The following is an 18,130-nucleotide window of genomic DNA, read 5'->3' on the forward strand; positions in this document are numbered from 1 at the left end:
TCACATGAAACCGAATGCCTCGAACATACTTTATCCATGTAATAAACCAAAAATGGTTATGTCTAAGACCTTTTGTGTGTATTGGGATACAAAATATAGCGAATGATTCTATATTCAGATCAAGATATATAATTTAATATTTAATCTTACTTCCATGCCTACAAATTATATGGTACAATAAAATAAAATAATAATCAATACTTTAAGAGGTTTTAAATGAATAATTTTTTTAGGCAGATATGTTTTTTGAAAACTGAATTACTCCCTCAAGAAGTTCCCCTATTTTTTTCAAATAATCCGATTACTGAAAATATTGAAACAATTTTTCAAAAAATAGATATTATCGATTTTAAAGATATTTATACAATCCCTTTGAACTTTAAAATTCCCAAAAATAATACTTCAACAAGAACGCTTTCTTTATTACATCCACTATCACAAATAGAAGCAATGATTTATATAATGAAATTTGAGTTTCTAATCTTAAATCATCTTAAAAGATCTAATTTTAATATTAGAAAAGCCATAAAACTAAACAAATTAACTTTTAATGGAAGTAAAAGTATACATGAGAAGCGATCTAAACTTGAACAAGATTATAGTATAAAAAAATCAGACTCTACTATTACAACCGAAGAACTTGATAAAAATATTAAAAAATATTTCGCATATTCTAAACACCATAAACTAATCGAAATTTTAAAAAATCCTCTTTTTATACGTTCTAGAAATAAGTATAGATATTTTTTAAAACTGGATATTCAGAATTTCTTTAAGAGTATTTACACTCATTCAATAGTCTGGGCAATCGTTGGTGGAAAAGATATAGGAAAAACTCTAAGTAGACGTATATACTCTAATACTTTCGCTTCAAAAACAGATAAACTTCTACAAAAAAGCAATAATAATGAAACAAATGGTATTTTATTAGGTCCCGAATTAAATAGGATTATTTCTGATTTACTTTTAACAACTATTGATGTCGACATACAGAATAAATTAAACCACTTAAAATATAAAACAGATTATGATATCTACAGATTCGTTGACGATTATTTTATATTTGCAACCTCAAAAGAAACAGTTGAAAATATAGAAAAAACTATTAAAACATCTTTAGAAAACTATAACCTCACTTTAAATGATTCCAAAACAGAAATACACGAAACCCCTTATTATATTGGAGACCCTGCAATAAATGATACTAAAATTAGTATCGATATTTTAAACTTACACAGAAAGAATTTAGCTAATGAATTAAATTTCCCTACCAAAGATATTGAAAAAGGGGAGGAATTTAAATACATTGTCGGAAAACACCCTAACTGGCTAAACTTTTACAACGATATCTCTCGTATAACAACACTAAATAAGCAAGCAACTAGAAAAATTGTATTATATGTACTGAAAACTATAAAAATTTATATTGACCCAAATTCTCTGAAAAAAGCAAATCCCTATTCATATATTAAAAATTTGTATACTGCGCTGGAAGTTATCACATCCGTGTATTCAACTTATCTTGATTTTGATACTACCCATGCATTTATTAGAATATTACTCAGATTAAAAAATGGTCTACACGATCTAAAAGAGGATGAAAGTATGAATCAAGAGGAAATACTTAATATTGAGAATAAAATCTTCGAACATATTTATAGAGTTCTGAAACAAAACAAGCATAATATAAATAATTTAACAGATCTAATATTATTTTTAGAAACTTTTAATAAGAAACTTTCTCCTCAAATTTTGTGTGAAATCCTTGAACTTCATTCTAAAGACTATTTTACTTTGTGTAGTATAGCTCACTACATTCAAGATCAAAATACAAAAAATAATTTTTTAAATCCTAGATATAAAATTGTACTAAAAAAGCTCTCCTCCAAACTTGATAGTATAATTTCCACCCCTCCCAAGTCTATGAATGGAAACTCTCCACTATTTGATGCGAACTACTTTTATTTCTTAAATGATTTTTCACATTATAAACCTATTAAAAAAAATGATATTGACCTATACAAAAAAATAAAAGATCAACTAAGTGTAGAAATTGAGAATACTGGTAATCTAAAACCATTGTTTCGTAATATCACCAAGTCATCTTATTTCAACTGGAACCTTAATAAATATGATTTCGAACTACTAGTTATTAACAAACTACTCCAACAACGTGAGAATATCTCATCTACATATTAAAAAATTAGCCTGAAAATTTCAGGCTAATTTTTAGATGATTTATTTAATTGCGCGTGATTGCAATCCTTCTTCTTCCAAGAAGAGACGGAATGGTACGAGTTCTTCTGCTTCGTATTTTTCCTTGAATGCTTTGATTGCTTCTTCTGAGTGAAGTTTTGGATCCAATTCAAGTACTTCTACTGGAAGTGGACGGTGTGGAGTGATGCGAGCATCGATCACAACAGTTTTACCTTCTTTGTTCAATTTAACAGCTTCTGCAACAACTGCATCGATATCTTCGATACGGTTTACTGTAAATCCAACAGCTCCTTGTGCTTCAGCGATTTTCGCATAGTCAGCGTTTGTGAAGTCACAACCAAACAAGTGTTTGTTTGTGTCTTCGTATTTGTCCTTGATAAAGCCATATTTATCATTTGAGAAGACTACGTTGATAACTGGAAGGTCGTATTGAACGTTTGTGATAACGTCTGGGTAGCACATGTTAAATGCTCCATCACCCATGATATTCCATACTTGACGATCTGGATTGTCTTTCTTAGCAGCGATACCACCAGGAAGGGCAATACCCATTGTCGCAAAGAGTGGAGATGTACGCCACATGTTCTTAGGTGTCATGTGAAGGTGACGAGTAGATGTTTGAGTAGTGTCACCTACGTCGATTGAGTAGATAGCGTCTTGATCAGCATGTTTGTTGATTGCATTGTAAACTTGATACAATTGCAATTCACCCTCAGTTTTACCTTCGAGTTTGTTCATGTAATCACGCCAGTTTTGGTTATTCTTAACGTTTGCACGCCACCATGGAGTAGACTCAACTGGGTTTACTTTGTCAAGGATTGCTTTAGCTGCTTGACCTGCATCACCAAGGATTGAAGCATCTAGGGCATGACGTTTACCAAGTTTGTAAGGGTCGATATCCACTTGGATGAATTTTTCAGTGTTCTTGAATGCTTCGTAAACTTCAGCAAATGGGAAGTTTGAACCAAGGAAAAGAACTGTATCTGCTTCAAAGACCACTTCGTTGGCTGGTTTCCAACCAACACGGTAAGCAGAACCTGTCAAACCTTCATAGTTCCATTCGAAAGCTTCAAAGTTTTTACCAGTTGTGATGATTGGTGCTTTGATTTTACGTGACAATTCAGTAATCACTTCACCAGCTTTCACACCACCGTAACCAGCATAGATAACTGGACGTTCAGCATTGTTCAAGATTTCAACAGCTTTGTCGATTTCAACTTCGTTCAAAGCAGGAGCGATGAATGAACGCTCGTATGAACCTGATCCATAGTATGAGTTTTCGTCGATTTCTTGGAAACCGAAGTTTACTGGGATTTCAACAACAGCTGGACCTTTTTTAGAAACTGCAGCACGGCAAGCTTCGTCAATAACTTTTGGCAATTGCTCAGCGTAAGCTACACGTTTGTTGTATACAGCGATACCGTTGTACATTGGGTTTTGGTTCAATTCTTGGAAAGCATCCATGTTGAGTTCGTTAACTGGACGTGATCCAAGGATTGCTAGGAATGGAGTGTTATCCATAGCTGCATCGTAAACACCGTTAATCAAGTGAGTCGCACCTGGACCACCTGAACCAACTGCAACCCCGATTGAGCCACCGAATTTAGCTTGCATAACCGCTGCAAGAGCACCTGTTTCTTCGTGGCGAACTTGCAAGAAGCGGATATCTTTATCTTCAGCCAAAGCGTCCATCAATGAGCTGAGTGTTCCTGATGGGATACCGTAGATTGTGTCTACGCCCCATGTTTTCAATACGTTAAGCATTGCTGCAGATGCAGTAATTTTCCCTTGAGTCATAATGATAACTCTCCTTCAAATATTTTTAAATCTACTAAAAAAGGTTTCATATAGTTTTTGAAAACGTTTCAGTAAATTTTTACACTACTAATTTATCACATTTATTTTGACTTTACTAAGAATCTGCTCAGAAGTTTTTATTCTCTATTACAGTACAGTTTGGAAACGTTTTTAGTTTCTGTTTTATAATAAAAAAGCGAGCAAGCTCGCTTTTAGTCTATTTTACTAAAGTTTAGTAAGAGTGAACTAGTCAGAACAGATACAGAACTAAAGGCCATAGCTAGACCTGCCAGTTCTGGATTGAGGGCCAGTCCAACACCTGAAAAGACTCCTGCTGCAATCGGAATTCCGGCGACATTGTAGATAAAGGCCCAGAAAAGATTGAGCAGAATTCGATTAAAGGTTTTCTTACTCATGTCAAAGGCACGAACCACTCCTAGGAGGTTATTAGTTGTCAACACCAAATCTGCTGACTCGATGGCAATATCTGTTCCAGCTCCCATAGCAATCCCCACATCTGCTACACTGAGGGCAGGAGCGTCATTGATACCGTCCCCAACAAAGGCTACTTTGCCAGACGCTTGTAGTTTATGGATTTCATGGGCTTTTTCTTCTGGTAAGACACCTGCAATGACCTCTTCGATTCCGATCTGATCGGCTATAGCACGCGCCACACCAGCATTGTCTCCTGTCAGCATGACTGTTTTAAGACCTCGTTTTTTCAACTGACTGATGGCAAGCTTGGCATTTTCCTTAGGAATATCTTGCAGAGCAAGCAAGCCTTTGATTTCATTGTCCACAGCCAAGAAAACAACTGTCTTAGCTTCTTTTTCTAGTTCTTCTAGTTTTTCTTGATAAGTGCTAGAAATGTTCATGCCATCCAGCATTTTAGCATTTCCAAGCAGAACTTGTTTTCCATTGATTTGCCCTGAGACACCTTTTCCGTGCAAGGCTTGGAAATTTTCAACAGTTTGAAGCTCAAGTCCAGCTTCACTCGCTCGTTTCACAACGGCTTCAGCCAGTGGGTGTTGAGAAGCTTCTTCCAAGGAAGCTGCCAATCCAAGCACTTCTACTTCGTCGCCGATGATATCTGTGACCACAGGTTTCCCTTCAGTCAAAGTTCCGGTCTTATCAAAGACGATAGTTTGAACTTTCTGGATTTCCTGTAGAACCGTTCCATTTTTGAGGAGAACTCCCATCTTGGCACTGCGACCTGTCCCTACCATAAGGGCTGTCGGTGTTGCAAGTCCCAAGGCACAAGGGCAGGCAATAATCAGAACTGCTACTCCATAGAGAAGCGAAGACACAAAGCTCGCTCCAAGCACAACTGCACTATCCTTGAGCAAGACGAACCAAACCCAAAAGGTCACAATCCCTAAAATGACAACTGCTGGGACAAAAATCCCTGAAATCTTATCCGTCAAGTCCTGAATCGGCGCACGACTTGTCTGAGCTTTCTTCACAAAATCCACAATCTGAGCCAAAACAGTCTCTGAACCAACTTTTTCTGCTCTAAAAACAAGTGTTCCACTATTATTGATGGTTGAACCAATGACGGTATCTCCAACTGTCTTGTCCACAGGCAGACTCTCACCTGTCACCATAGACTCATCAATACTAGAGATACCTTCTACTACGACACCATCAACCGCAATCTTTTCACCGGGACGTACTCGAATCAGGTCACCTACCTTGACTTGCTCCAAAGGGACTTGAACATAGTTATCCTCACGCAAGACTTCTGCAGTTTTAGCCTGCAAGTCAAGTAATTTCTCCACAGCTTGGGAAGTATTTTTCCGCATTTTCTCCTCAAAAACGGCTCCCATAAGAACGAAGAAGAAGATAAATGCAGCACTTTCAAAGTAAACGGGGAGACCAGCGAAGAGGGCAACTAAGCTATAGAAATAGGCCACTAGGGTTCCCAGAGCAACCAAGGTATCCATGTTGGCATTGTGCTTTTTAAAACTAGCCCAAGCACTTTGGATATAAGGACCACCTGCTACTAGCATAATCGGTGTTGTGGCTAAAAAGGTGCCCCAACGCATGACTTGGTGACTAATTCCTCCTGTCGACATCCCAATCATGAGGATTACAAGAGGCACAGTAAAGATACTAGTAATCCAAAAACGCTGTAAAAGTGATAGAGATTTTCGAGTCTTCTCAACAACTGTATAACTTCCCTTTTGCATCTTCATACCACAAGAAAATTCATGTTGACCTAATTCTTGAGGTGTAAAACGAATGACTTTCTCTTCGTCTACGCCGATTGGTTCTAAGATGCCTTCTTCTTCAAACAGAATTTCCTTGTAACAGTTTGAAGGAGTTGCTCGATGAAAGGTAATCTCAGCTGGAATCCCTTTTTGAAGCTGTATATGAGCTGGATGGTAGCCTTTGTCTGCCGTGATACGGATTTTTTGAACACCATTTTCAAGACTTGCTTTTACAATTTCAGTCATATCATTCTCCTATTCTACAATCATCTTACCGTGCATCATATTCATACCACAAGCAAAGCCAAATTCTCCAGCCTGCTCAGGCGTGATTTCCACTATATACTCTTCCCCCATAGGCAGGTCCGCATGTACACCAAAATCTGGAAAAACAATTTGGTCCAGACAAGGTGAAGGGTCCTTACGGTCAAAGACAATGCGGGCTGGCACTGATTTCTTGAGGATAATCAACTCAGGCGTATAGCCCCCCATGACCTCCACTCGAATCTCTTGGTAGCCCTTTTTTTGTTGGGCCTTTTGTCCAGATTTCTCAGGCTTTTTGAAAAACCAAAACAAGATAAACGCGATAAGGGCAATACAAATAATGGTTACAATACTATTTAACATGACGTCTCCTTTACATACAATTACATTTTACTTCTGTTACAGCGCTTGATTTCTTCTCAGAAATCACAGCTTCCAAGTCTTCCAAGTCAGCCTGAGTAAAATCACATTCAGCAATCAAATCAGCCAACAAGTTCTTAATCCTACGAGAACAAACCTTGTCCTTGATATCTTGGACAAGTAAATCCCGACTTTGGTCCAAAGTTAAAAGGGCTGAATAAACAAAAGACTTGCCTTCTTTTTTCCTTGTCAGACACTCTTTCTCAACCAAACGAGCCAAAAGAGTTTGAATGGTTGACTTGGACCAGTCGAAACGCTCCGCCAGAACCCTGATCAAATCCGTACTGGTCTGCTCTCCTTGCATCCAAATAATCTTCATGACCTGCCATTCTGCATCTGAAATCTGCATTAGCACACCTCCAAAATCTACATTTGTCAATTACAATTATCAGTATACTCTTAAAATCTACATTTGTCAATTATAAAATTAATCTTTTCTTTGAAAATTTGAATTTTAACCATTTGATAAAGGATTTTCAATCAAATCTTACTATATAAACTATAAAAATATGCTATACTAAAGAAAAAAGAAAACAACCACTAGGGGTGCGTAAAGCTGAGATTAACGACTGTTAGACCCTTTGACTCAATCTAGGTAATGCTAGCTGATGGAAGTGGAAATGATAATGGGGACTAGCAGTCTTCTATTGCCTTTCTAAAACAGACCATCTTGTTCTTAAGAATACAAACTTCAGTTGGTTGGGAGGTTTTAGATGACTTATTTACCCGTTGCTTTGACCATTGCAGGGACTGACCCTAGTGGTGGTGCTGGCATCATGGCTGACTTAAAGTCATTCCAAGCTAGAGATATCTATGGAATGGCCGTTGTGACCAGCCTTGTCGCTCAAAATACCAGAGGCGTTCAATTGATTGAGCATGTATCTCCAAAAATGTTGATGGCTCAATTAGAAAGTGTCTTTTCCGATATTCCACCACAAGCTGTGAAAACTGGGATGTTAGCGACAACTGAAATCATGGAAATCATCCAGCCCTATCTTAAAAAACTGGATTGTCCCTACGTCCTTGACCCTGTTATGGTCGCTACAAGTGGGGATACCCTGATTGATACCAGTGCCAGAGACTACCTAAAAACAAATCTGCTTCCCCTTGCAACTATTATTACACCGAATCTTCCTGAGGCAGAAGAAATTGTTGGTTTTTCAATCCATGATCCTGAAGACATGCAGCGTGCCGGTCGCCTGATTTTAAAAGAATTTGGTCCTCAGTCGGTTGTCATCAAAGGTGGCCATCTCGAAGGCGGTGCCAAAGATTTCCTCTTTACCAAGGATGACCAATTTGTCTGGGAAAGTCCAAGAATTCAAACCTGTCATACACATGGTACTGGATGTACCTTTGCTGCAGTGATTACGGCTGAACTTGCCAAGGGGAAAACCCTCTATCAAGCAGTCGATAAAGCCAAGGCCTTTATTACGAAAGCCATCCAAGATGCCCCTCAACTCGGTCATGGTTCTGGTCCAGTCAACCATACAAGCTTTAAAGATTAAAAAAACTCTCTAGTTCCCACTTTAAGGGAATTAGAGAGTTTTTATACTTTTCGAAAATCTCTTCAAACGACGTAAGCTTTATCTGCAACCTCAAAGCTGTGCTTTGAACAACCTGCGACTAGCTTCCTAATTTGCTCTTTGATTTTCATTGAGTATTAATTAGAAAATAATGTCATCCAACTTTGTTAAAAAGGCTTGCGTTTTTGCCTCTATATCTTCTGACTGCATCAAATCACGCACTACAGCTACTCCAGCTATGCCAGTTGCGGCAAGTTGGTCAATGTTCTCTGAAGTCAAGCCTCCAATAGCAACTACTGGGATGGCAACCCTTTGGCAAATTGTTTTCAAGGTTGAAATCAGGGTGATAGGTGCATTTTCCTTGGTCGTAGTCGGGAAAATGGCTCCTGTCCCCAAGTAATCTGCTCCCCCTTCTTCTGCCTCTAGGGCTCTTTTTACAGTTTTAGCTGTGACACCAAGTATTTTTTCAGAACCCAAGACTTGTCGGGCCACCGAAACTGGTAGTTCATCGTCTCCAATATGCAGACCAGCAGCATCAACTGCAAGACAGACATCCAAACGATCATCGATGATCAGGGGTACCTGATAGGCATCTGTTATTTCCTTGACTTGTTTTGCCAGTTGATAATATTGATTGGTTGTGAGATTTTTTTCTCGCAATTGGACTATGGTAACCCCTGAACGGCAAGCCGTCTCAACCTTTTCAAGAAAGCTTTCCAAGGAATCTTGGTAGCGATTGGTTACTAGATACAGTCTAAGCGCCTCTCTATTCATAAACATCTCCTTTGATAGCATCTAGCCAGTTTTCATCTCTTTTGAGGAGCGAAAGCTGATTGAGTACTTGGTATCGAAAATCTTCCAATCCCATTCCTTGAACAACTATTCTCTCAGCAGAGATATTGAGATAAGAGACTGCTAAGCAAGAAGCTTCAAAGGCAGTTTTTCCTTGGCTGAGAAAAACAGCTGTTAAAGCTCCAACCAAGTCTCCTGTCCCTGTTATCCAGTCTAATTCTGCACAGCCATTTCCCAGTACAGCGACCTGATTCTTCGAAACGATGAGGTCCTTGGGGCCAGTAACTAAGAAAGACATACCAGGATAAAGCTGACACCAGTCTTTCAAGACTTGAAGTAAATCCTCAGTTTCTTGATCTTTAGCACTCGCATCGACCCCAACGCCGTGGTGCTTTAAGCCAACAAGACTTCTAATTTCTGACATATTTCCTTTAAGGACCGTAGGTCTATAGTCTAAAAGGTCTTTAACTAAGCTCTTACGAATGGATGAAGCCGTTACGCCAACCGCATCTACTACCATTGGAAGAGAAACTTGAGCTGCATAAGAAGCTGCCATACGGATTGCTTTTTCCTTCTCAGCTGACAAATGCCCCAAATTGATGAAGAGTGCCTGGCTTTGCTTAGTAAAATCAAGAACCTCACGGGAATCATCTGCCATAACTGGTTTACATCCCAAAGCCAAAATCCCATTTGCTAGCATCTCACAAGAAATCTCATTGGTAATACAGTGAATGAGGGAAGTCGTTGCCAGAGGAAAAGGATTTGTAAATGCCTGCATCAGTCTATCCTTTCACGAAAGAAATATCCTTGCACTTTTTTAAAGAATTCCTGCTTGATTAAAAATCGAAAGGCAATAAAGGAAATCGCTGTACCAATTAAGGTTGCTCCGAAAAATCGAGGAGTGTAGATAAACCAGCTAAGCTTAGCGGCCGATCCTGTAAAGAGTACCATAACAGGATAGGAAACAATAGAACCAATAATACCTGTTCCCACAATTTCTCCCAAGGCAGAAAAGTGAAATTTTCGACCATACTTATAAAAGAGACCTGCTAGAAGGGCTCCAAAAGTCGCTCCTGTGAGAGCTAAAGGTGGAATCCCTTGAGTCGTCATACGGATAAAGGCTGTCACTGTAGCCATAACCAAGGCATAAACAGGTCCCATCATGATTCCTGCTAGAATATTGACTACACTGGACATCGGTGCCATTCCCTCAATCCGAAAGATAGGCGTAAGAACTACATCAAGGGCAATCATCATGGATAAAATGGTTAATTTGTGAACCTGTAATTGGTGGTTTCTCATATTTCTATTCTTCTCCTGTTTCTAAAGACTGTAAATCGCTTTTCCATGTCTGGTGTTGGTAGGCCATTTCCCAAAACTTAGCTTCCATATGAACACTGATGTGGAAGGCATCTAGCATTTTTTTCTTGTCTGTCTCGTCACTTTCTCGATAGAGTTGATTGACCAGAGCCTCTTCCTCTCTGATCTGTTGCTCCAACTCATCCGTAATATAAGTTTCAATCCATTGTTGGTAGAGAGGATTTGGTGATGGTTTAAGATTAAGTGATTTGCCTATATCATGATATAGCCAAGGACAAGGCAGCAAGCTCGCAAAGGCAATGGCTAGATTTGCTTCTTCAAATTGACGATAAATGTGAGAGATATAATGATAGCAGGTTGGAGCGATTGGATGTTGCTCCATTTCCTGGTCGCTGATTTCCAATTCCTTGAAAAATTGCTGGCGGATAAATAACTCACCCTCCACTAGACTCTGAGCATTTTGTTTCAAGAGTCTTTTCATCTCTTGGTTTGAAGTCTTATCAGCCAAAAGGTGATAGATTTCTGAGAAGGCCTTCAGATAGTAGGCATCCTGAATCAAGTAATAGCGGAAAATGGCAGGTTCTAAATTCCCCTCTTGCAACTGTAAAATAAAGGGATGATGAAAAGAAGCCTGCCAAGCTTCCTTGGATAATTCCATCGCAATATCTGTAAATTCCATAATAACTCCTTTATAAAAATAGACTGGTTTGAAGCAATAAAAAGAACAGCAGGTAGATAAATATTGTCCTTTGAGGAATATAAAAAGTCCGATAGCTATTCTCCACCTGTGCATGTTCGTCATATCCATGCGCCGACAGGGCTCTCAGGTAAAGATGGCGCCACCTAAAGACTGTCATCAGAACCTTGCTGTAAATTAAGGGAGACCAAACATGCAGTTCTTGACCGCGTAATAGGCAAGCTTCCTTGAGAGACTTGATTTCTTGCTGAATGAGGGGGAAGGAATTGAATACCACAATTAAGGCATAAGCCCAAGAGCGTGATAACCCCTTTTGATCCAAGTACAAGAGAAGCTCTTTTAGGGAAATAGAGGAAACAAAGACAAGTCCGATACAAACTGTCACAAAGGCCCTCGTTCCAAGCATGACTGCCTGCGAAGCATCTCCATGTAACTGAACTGCCCAGTAGTTGGCAAAGGATGGCAAAATGGCAAGCAGAATCATCCAAGCCAATACTTTAAATCGCCGGTAATAGAGCATAAAGAGAATGCAAAATACGACTACCGAAAGATTCAGAGCAATCGAAGGAATGAAAGATGTTTCCAGAGATAAAATTAGCAAGAAGAGACTGATAATCGGTGTCTGGGTTGCTACTTTGACCATACTATCCCACCTCCCCTTGGGTATTGCTACTCTGAGATGTGAGTGGTTTGGTAATTGTCACTTCTTTCACATGACTGAGACCTTGACTAGTCATCTCAATCCAATAATCAACCACAGATATCAAAGGATCTAAACGATGGCTAATGATCAAAAAACTTCTTCCTTGATTTCTGTCCTCCACAATCCACTGACAAAAATAATGGCAGGCTCTATCATCCAAACCAGCAAAAGGTTCATCTAGCAAAATCACGGAAGCTTTACTGGTCAAGATGGTCAAGAGCTGAAGAATCTTTTGCTGGCCACCACTTAATTGATAGGGACTCTTATCGAGTGCCTGCTCCAAATCAAAATATTGTAAAGCTTTAAAAATCCGCTGATTTCTTTCAGAATCAGGTCCATCTAATTGAAGTTCCTCTCGCAGACTGACTCTGATAAACTGTTTCTCAGCTTCCTGAACAACACCCGTCAGGTCATGATACAAACTCTTTTTCTTTTTCAGGACTGTCCCCCTCCAAGTAATTCGTCCTTTATACTTTTGAAATTGAAGAATAGACCGAAAGAGGGTTGATTTCCCGACACCATTATCACCCAAGATACAGGAAATTCCTTGGTAGATAGTAAAATCCGCTATCGAAAAGAGGGGGCGATTACCCAGCTCACAAGTCACACGGTCCATATGGAACAGTTCTGAGCTAGAAGCAACATTCTTTGAAGCAACCTGTGTCATTTCAGAGGAAGGGATTTGAAACACTTCCCTTAGTTGTCCGTCTCTTAGCTCCACCATATGGTCGATATAGGCTTCATAGTCCGTTAAATCATGGTCGCACAGGATAACTGTCTTCCCATTTGAAGCCAATTCGTTTAGAATCTCCAATATCTCTATCCTACTCTTGCGGTCAATGGAAGCGAAGGGCTCATCCAAGAGATAGACCCTAGGATTCATGGCAAAGAGAACAGCCAAAGCAGCTTTTTGCTTTTCCCCACCTGATAAGTGATGGATGGGACGGTGCAAAATCTCCTTGCAGCGACATTGCTGGACCACCTCTGCTATTTTAGAATCAATTTCCTGAACAGGATGCCCAATATTTTCCAAGGTAAAAACCAGCTCCTCAAACAAGTTCTCCATGGTAAATTGATGATTGGGATTTTGAAAGAGAATCCCAACTGTCTGGACACGTTCGACGATAGAAAGCTGACTGACCTCACTCCCATCTATCAAGACTTGACCACTATGGGGCAAGGAACTGACTTGGGCAATCATTTGAAAGAGACTGGATTTTCCTGAACCACTGCTCCCAACTAACAAGGTAAAGGCTTGCTCATGAAAAGTAAAATCAAGCGGCTCAGAGAAGATTGGGGACTGAATCGCTCGTAGTTCCAGCCCCATCTATGCCTTTCCTCCAGCTGCAAACTGATGATAGAGTTTGACAATGGCACGAACCAAGATAGTACAGAAGAAAAAGACAGAAATAAAGCGTACCACTAGCAAGGAAAGTACAAAAGGCACTGAAAAGGCGTAGTAACCTAACTTAATGTATTCATAGACAAAGCTAACAAGCGTAATCCCAATACTATTGGCAGTTAGAGAGAGCCAACTTTCATAGCGATTCTTGGTTACGATAAAACCAAGTTCACTTCCCAAACCTTGAACCAAGCCAGACAAAAGGGCACCTAGACCGAATTGGCTACCATAAAGGACTTCAGCAAGCGCAGCTAGCACTTCTCCAATCGTTGCACTTCCCACTCTTGGAACAAAAATGGCAGCAATAGGCGCAGCCATACACCAGAGACCAAAGAGGATTTCATTGGCAAAGGCCTGTAAACCAAGAGGTGCTAAAATCAGAGTGAGGATATCAAACAGATATCCGGATCCTACAAAAACGCCACCAAAAAAGATAGACAAGAAAGCAAGTAAAATAACATCTTTTAACTGCCATTTTTTCAACATAAAAAAACTCCTTTTTTAAAGAAAAGTGGGGCATTCAAGGTGAGCTACCTAAATGCTTTGTATCATCTTCATCCAGTTTCGTAAAAGAAAAAACTCTAATTACAGATAGGAATTAGAGTTCAGCTTACAAGATTAGATGGTTAGATGGTTAGTTTCTATAAATACAAAACCATTTCACATTTCCCTTCGACAGTACTAACTGTATCAGGTTCAATGGGTATCATCTCAGCCTAAAGCACCCCAAATGTCTTTATTATTTAATTATATAAATATTATAACAAACGATTTTTTCCAGTTCAAGAAATTGAACTGAGAAATAAGCTAGGCCAATCTATTGTAGTAAAATCACTAAGTAAACCATATAAACAGCCTATTCACTTATGAAGGATAATAACCCAACTTATCGAGTGAGAGAATCCTATTGACTTAAAAGACAAGAATAAAAAAGTTAAAATTGTTCACTCATTTCTCGAACAGTTTTTTCTATATTTTTTGCATATGATATTGCTGAAATGATTGAAACGCCGTCAACATTGGTCTTCATAATGTCTTTAATATGTTTCGTCTGTATCCCACCAATTGCAACTAAGGGCAGTTGTGGCAATAGTTTTCTCATCAATTTAAGACCTTCATAACCTATAGCACCACCAGCATCATCCTTTGACTGGGTATCAAATACAGGACCAACACCAACATAATCTACATATTCAACTTTTGATTGTTGAAATTCTTCCTCGTTTTTTATAGAAAGACCAATTATTTTATCTGGCATCAATTTTCTAATTTCATCAACTCCAAGGTCATCCTGCCCTACATGTACCCCGTCAGCATCTATTTCTAATGCTAACTCAATATCATCATTAACAATAAATAGAACATTATATTTTTTACAAAGATTCTGTAGTTTTATTGCTAATTCGACTTTTTCTTTACCTTCTAAGGCTCCCTCCCCTTTTTCACGGAATTGAAATAAGGTTATACCACCTTTTAAGGCTTCCTCAACGACCGTATATAGATCTTTTCCTTGGCAAGTAGTCGTTCCACAAATAAAATATAGTTTTAGTAATTCTTTATGAAACATTTTACTTTACTCTTTTGAATTCCTTTACATCTTCATCTGTAATCTCATATAAGGCATTTATAAATTCAACTTTAAATGTTCCAGGAAGATGTCCATTTGGACGTTTTTCTGCCATTTCTCCAGCGATATTGTAAACCAACATTGCTGTTTCTAATGATTTCAATTCTTGACCTTTTTCAAGTCCGATAAAGCTTGCTACTACAGCACCTAATAAGCATCCTGTTCCAATAACTTTTGGCATCATAGCACTGCCATTATGAATCGTTACCACTTCTCCATTTACCGCAATAGCATCCACTTCACCTGTTACTACTATTGGAATATTGAACTTCTTATTTGCTGCTAGAGCAATTTCATCAATATTATCTACTCCCGCACTATCTACTCCTTTAGATGCCACATTTATCCCTACTAAAGAGGCAATCTCGCCAGCATTTCCCCTAATCGCTGCTAGTTTATAATTGTTGATTAGATCATCTGCTACTTTTTTTCTATATTCTCCTGCTCCACAGGCTACAGGATCTAAAACTGCTGGAACATTATATTTCTCTGCAATTTTCAGAGCAGCTTGGTATAATTTCCAATTTTCATCTGTTAATGTTCCTATGTTTATTAATAAACCACCAGCATACTTTAACAAATCCTCTAAATCTGCAGGAAACTCACTCATAGCTGGTGATGCACCCAGTGCTACTAATCCATTTGCTGTGAAATTTTTTACTACATCATTGGTTATGCAAATGACCAAAGGTGCTTTTTCTTTTAATAATTTTAAACTTGTCATATTGAAATTCTTCCTTCTCACTTTATACGATATACTGATTTCGATTTATCTCTATCTTTCGTTAAGAAATTTTTTTCATTTACCATTTACATTGAATGATTTACCTCATCAAATTTGTAAATATCCTAAACCCTCTCTAGGCGTCATAGCCAATATCAAAAAAGGCTAATTCTAAAGCAACCGCTTGATTCCAGCGTTCCTGAAGTTCCGTCAAATCTTCTAGACCTTTCCCAACACGATTGAGTTCGTCAACCAGAAATTGAACCCACTCTGCAAAGAAAAGACCTCTGTGGAGATTGATCCATTCCGAATGAATATAGGCTTCAGGTAGAGCCAAATCTTTAGAACCCCAGTCTAAATAGAGACCTTCTGCAATGACTAGCATGACCAAAAGATGAGCATAATCTGATGATGACACAGCAGAATACATAAGCTGCTGAAAGGCTTTTGTTACAGGATGCAAGGTCACTTCCAGATAGTCATTCTCAGATACTTTTAACTCTTTGAAAGCCTTTTGGAAATAACCGTCTTCATCTGCTTCAAGAAAGCCTAGTTGCTTGGCAAAACGAAGCTTGGATTCAAGCTGGTCTGCGTGGGCTACGCAAGCACCCAGCATGGATAAGAAGGCATCAAAGAAGTGATAATCTTGAATCAGGTATTCTTTTAAGACCTTATTCTCAATTGTCCCCGCAAAAAGTTCCTTAACAAAACGATGATTGATTGCAGCTTGCCAATCCTTATGACTGCTTTTTAATAATTCTCCAACAATCAAACCTGGCTCAAATGCATAGTCTTGTGTTTCCATATTTACTTTTCCTCTCTTTACTCGTTCGTAATCAACAAAATATCAAGAAAATCCTAGTTTTACTTGACCTTTTTAAAGAAAATCAAGGGCGTTCAAGAAGAGCTACCTAAATTCTTTGTATCACCTTCATCCGGCTTATATAAACAAAAAAACTCCAATTACAATCAAGAATTAGAGTTTAGCTTACAAGATTAGATCGTTCATTTCGACATACGAAAAAACGTTTCACATTTCCCTTCGCCAGTCTTAACTGTATCAGGTTCAATGGGTATCATCTCAGCTTAAAGCACCCCAAATGTCTTTATTATTTAATTACTGCACCAGTATAGCAAAAAATGAAAGCCCTAGCAAGATTTTTGATTAGAAAATATATTTATATAGATTTCAATGGTGATTTATTCTTCCTATAGACGAAGAAAAACCTCCACATTCAGTGGAGGCAATCTTTTTATCAATACAATTTTAAGTCACGAGGATCGACTGGGAAGGTTGGGTTGTATGGGTTGTGACGGAGTTTGAAGTGTTTGACATCTTCAATAGTCTGAGTTCCAGACAATTGCATAACTGTCTTCAATTCTGCATTCAAGTGTTCAAAGACTTGACGCACACCGACACTACCACCGAGAGCCAAACCATAGATAACAGGGCGACCAATAGCTACCAAGTCTGCTCCTGAAGCCAAGGCTTTAAAGACGTGTTGACCACGACGAATACCAGAGTCAAAGACAATTGGCACACGTTTGTCAACTGCTTCTGCTACTTCTTGAAGTGAGTCAAAAGCAGCTGGTCCACCGTCGATTTGGCGGCCACCGTGGTTGGTTACCCAGATACCAGAAGCTCCCGCAGCAAGCGAACGTTCAACGTCCTCACGGCATTGTGGTCCCTTGACATAAACAGGAAGTCCTGAGTATTCAGCAATAAATTCTACATCACGTGGAGACAAGCGTTGTTTAGCTGATTTGTAAACAAAGTCCATTGATTTACCAGCACCTTCTGGTAGGTATTCTTCAACAATCGGCATGCCAACTGGGAAGACAAAACCATTACGCTTATCTACCTCACGATTGCCCCCTACCGTAGCATCAGCCGTCAAGACAATCGCTTTATAACCTTCAGCCTTCACACGGTCCATGATGTGGCGATTGATTCCGTCATCTTTACTAAAGTAAAACTGGAACCAATGTGGTGTCCCTTGAAGGGCTTCTGTAATTTCTGGAAGATCTACAGTAGAGTAAGAGCTAGTTGTGTAAAGAGAACCAAACTCATGCACACCACGCGCAGTAGCCACTTCACCCTGTTCATTTGCTAATTTATGAGCTGCAACAGGCGCCATAATGATTGGTGAAGACAATTTTTCACCTGCAAATTCAATCTCTGTACTTGGATTTTCTACATTGCAAAGCGTATGCGGAACGATGAGTTTGTGGTTAAAGGCGCGAATATTCTCACGCAAAGTGAAAGTATCTTCCGCCCCACTAGCGATATAGCCAAATGCGGCTTTAGGGATAACTTGTTGCGCCATTGGCTCCAAATCATAGGTATTGATGAAATCTACATGACCTTCTGCATTGCTTGTTTTGTATGACATAAAATGCCCTCCTTAATAAGTAAGCGTTTACTTTGTATATT

At 38.9% G+C, this 18,130-nt stretch carries 17 protein-coding genes and 3 riboswitches; of the genes, 2 read left to right on the forward strand and 15 right to left on the reverse strand.

Features of this window, described 5'->3' with window-relative positions:
- Nucleotides 1–216 precede the first annotated feature (216 nt).
- Nucleotides 217–2,199 (forward strand): RNA-directed DNA polymerase, encoded by a 1,983-nt coding sequence (locus tag PAN06_RS03080; protein ID WP_261087153.1) that lies wholly within the window; start codon nt 217–219, stop codon nt 2,197–2,199.
- A gap of 39 nt (nt 2,200–2,238) precedes the next feature.
- On the opposite strand, the gene spxB is transcribed toward PAN06_RS03080, so the two are convergent.
- The 4 genes from spxB to PAN06_RS03100 all read right to left on the reverse strand — a co-directional run bounded on the left by spxB (nt 2,239) and on the right by PAN06_RS03100 (nt 7,257).
- Nucleotides 2,239–4,014: a pyruvate oxidase gene (spxB, locus tag PAN06_RS03085; protein ID WP_269795565.1), complete on the reverse strand. Its 1,776-nt coding sequence runs from the start codon at nt 4,012–4,014 to the stop codon at nt 2,239–2,241.
- A 212-nt stretch (nt 4,015–4,226) separates the two neighbouring features.
- A complete protein-coding gene (locus PAN06_RS03090) occupies nt 4,227–6,470 on the reverse strand; it encodes a heavy metal translocating P-type ATPase (RefSeq protein ID WP_269795566.1) in 2,244 nt (747 codons plus the stop codon).
- A 9-nt stretch (nt 6,471–6,479) separates the two neighbouring features.
- Complete coding sequence (locus PAN06_RS03095) at nt 6,480–6,851, reverse strand: cupredoxin domain-containing protein (protein ID WP_050283358.1); 372 nt, start codon at nt 6,849–6,851, stop codon at nt 6,480–6,482.
- Nucleotides 6,852–6,861: 10 nt separating this feature from the next.
- Nucleotides 6,862–7,257, reverse strand: a complete 396-nt coding sequence (locus PAN06_RS03100) for a CopY/TcrY family copper transport repressor (protein ID WP_001167204.1) — start codon at nt 7,255–7,257, stop codon at nt 6,862–6,864.
- Between the two features lie 183 nt (nt 7,258–7,440).
- A riboswitch (TPP riboswitch) is annotated at nt 7,441–7,538 on the forward strand.
- Nucleotides 7,539–7,621: 83 nt separating this feature from the next.
- Here PAN06_RS03100 and thiD point away from each other — a divergent pair.
- Nucleotides 7,622–8,413 carry a bifunctional hydroxymethylpyrimidine kinase/phosphomethylpyrimidine kinase gene (gene thiD, locus PAN06_RS03105; protein WP_269795567.1) on the forward strand — a complete coding sequence of 264 codons (792 nt, stop codon included), beginning with the start codon at nt 7,622–7,624 and terminating at the stop codon, nt 8,411–8,413.
- Nucleotides 8,414–8,572: 159 nt separating this feature from the next.
- On the opposite strand, the gene thiE (PAN06_RS03110) is transcribed toward thiD, so the two are convergent.
- The 11 genes from thiE (PAN06_RS03110) to lctO all read right to left on the reverse strand — a co-directional run bounded on the left by thiE (PAN06_RS03110) (nt 8,573) and on the right by lctO (nt 18,089).
- A complete protein-coding gene (thiE, locus tag PAN06_RS03110; RefSeq protein WP_125386102.1) occupies nt 8,573–9,205 on the reverse strand; it encodes a thiamine phosphate synthase in 633 nt (210 codons plus the stop codon).
- Nucleotides 9,198–10,001, reverse strand: coding sequence for a hydroxyethylthiazole kinase (locus PAN06_RS03115; RefSeq protein ID WP_269795568.1), 804 nt, complete (start codon nt 9,999–10,001; stop codon nt 9,198–9,200). The genes thiE (PAN06_RS03110) and PAN06_RS03115 overlap by 8 nt, the downstream gene beginning before the upstream one ends.
- Nucleotides 10,001–10,525 carry an energy coupling factor transporter S component ThiW gene (thiW, locus tag PAN06_RS03120; protein ID WP_269795569.1) on the reverse strand — a complete coding sequence of 175 codons (525 nt, stop codon included), beginning with the start codon at nt 10,523–10,525 and terminating at the stop codon, nt 10,001–10,003. The genes PAN06_RS03115 and thiW overlap by 1 nt, the downstream gene beginning before the upstream one ends.
- Before the next feature lie 4 nt (nt 10,526–10,529).
- Nucleotides 10,530–11,222 (reverse strand): thiaminase II, encoded by a 693-nt coding sequence (gene tenA, locus PAN06_RS03125; protein ID WP_269795570.1) that lies wholly within the window; start codon nt 11,220–11,222, stop codon nt 10,530–10,532.
- Nucleotides 11,223–11,232: 10 nt separating this feature from the next.
- Complete coding sequence (locus tag PAN06_RS03130; protein ID WP_269795571.1) at nt 11,233–11,883, reverse strand: energy-coupling factor transporter transmembrane component T; 651 nt, start codon at nt 11,881–11,883, stop codon at nt 11,233–11,235.
- Nucleotide 11,884: 1 nt separating this feature from the next.
- A complete protein-coding gene (locus tag PAN06_RS03135) occupies nt 11,885–13,270 on the reverse strand; it encodes an ABC transporter ATP-binding protein (RefSeq protein ID WP_269795572.1) in 1,386 nt (461 codons plus the stop codon).
- Nucleotides 13,271–13,831: an ECF transporter S component gene (locus PAN06_RS03140; protein WP_045607222.1), complete on the reverse strand. Its 561-nt coding sequence runs from the start codon at nt 13,829–13,831 to the stop codon at nt 13,271–13,273.
- Between the two features lie 164 nt (nt 13,832–13,995).
- Nucleotides 13,996–14,084, reverse strand: a riboswitch (TPP riboswitch).
- Nucleotides 14,085–14,279: 195 nt separating this feature from the next.
- Nucleotides 14,280–14,912, reverse strand: a complete 633-nt coding sequence (thiE, locus tag PAN06_RS03145; RefSeq protein ID WP_269795573.1) for a thiamine phosphate synthase — start codon at nt 14,910–14,912, stop codon at nt 14,280–14,282.
- 1 nt (nt 14,913) lies between these two features.
- Nucleotides 14,914–15,696, reverse strand: coding sequence for a hydroxyethylthiazole kinase (gene thiM, locus PAN06_RS03150; RefSeq protein ID WP_185768947.1), 783 nt, complete (start codon nt 15,694–15,696; stop codon nt 14,914–14,916).
- Nucleotides 15,697–15,832: 136 nt separating this feature from the next.
- The gene (locus PAN06_RS03155; RefSeq protein WP_269795574.1) at nt 15,833–16,501 is read right to left on the reverse strand and encodes a TenA family protein; all 669 of its coding nucleotides are present in this window, start codon (nt 16,499–16,501) and stop codon (nt 15,833–15,835) included.
- 215 nt (nt 16,502–16,716) lie between these two features.
- Nucleotides 16,717–16,805: riboswitch (TPP riboswitch) on the reverse strand.
- A 147-nt stretch (nt 16,806–16,952) separates the two neighbouring features.
- Complete coding sequence (gene lctO / locus PAN06_RS03160) at nt 16,953–18,089, reverse strand: L-lactate oxidase (protein WP_000120723.1); 1,137 nt, start codon at nt 18,087–18,089, stop codon at nt 16,953–16,955.
- Nucleotides 18,090–18,130: the final 41 nt, after the last annotated feature.

This window comes from Streptococcus sp. SM3 (genome assembly GCF_027497875.1).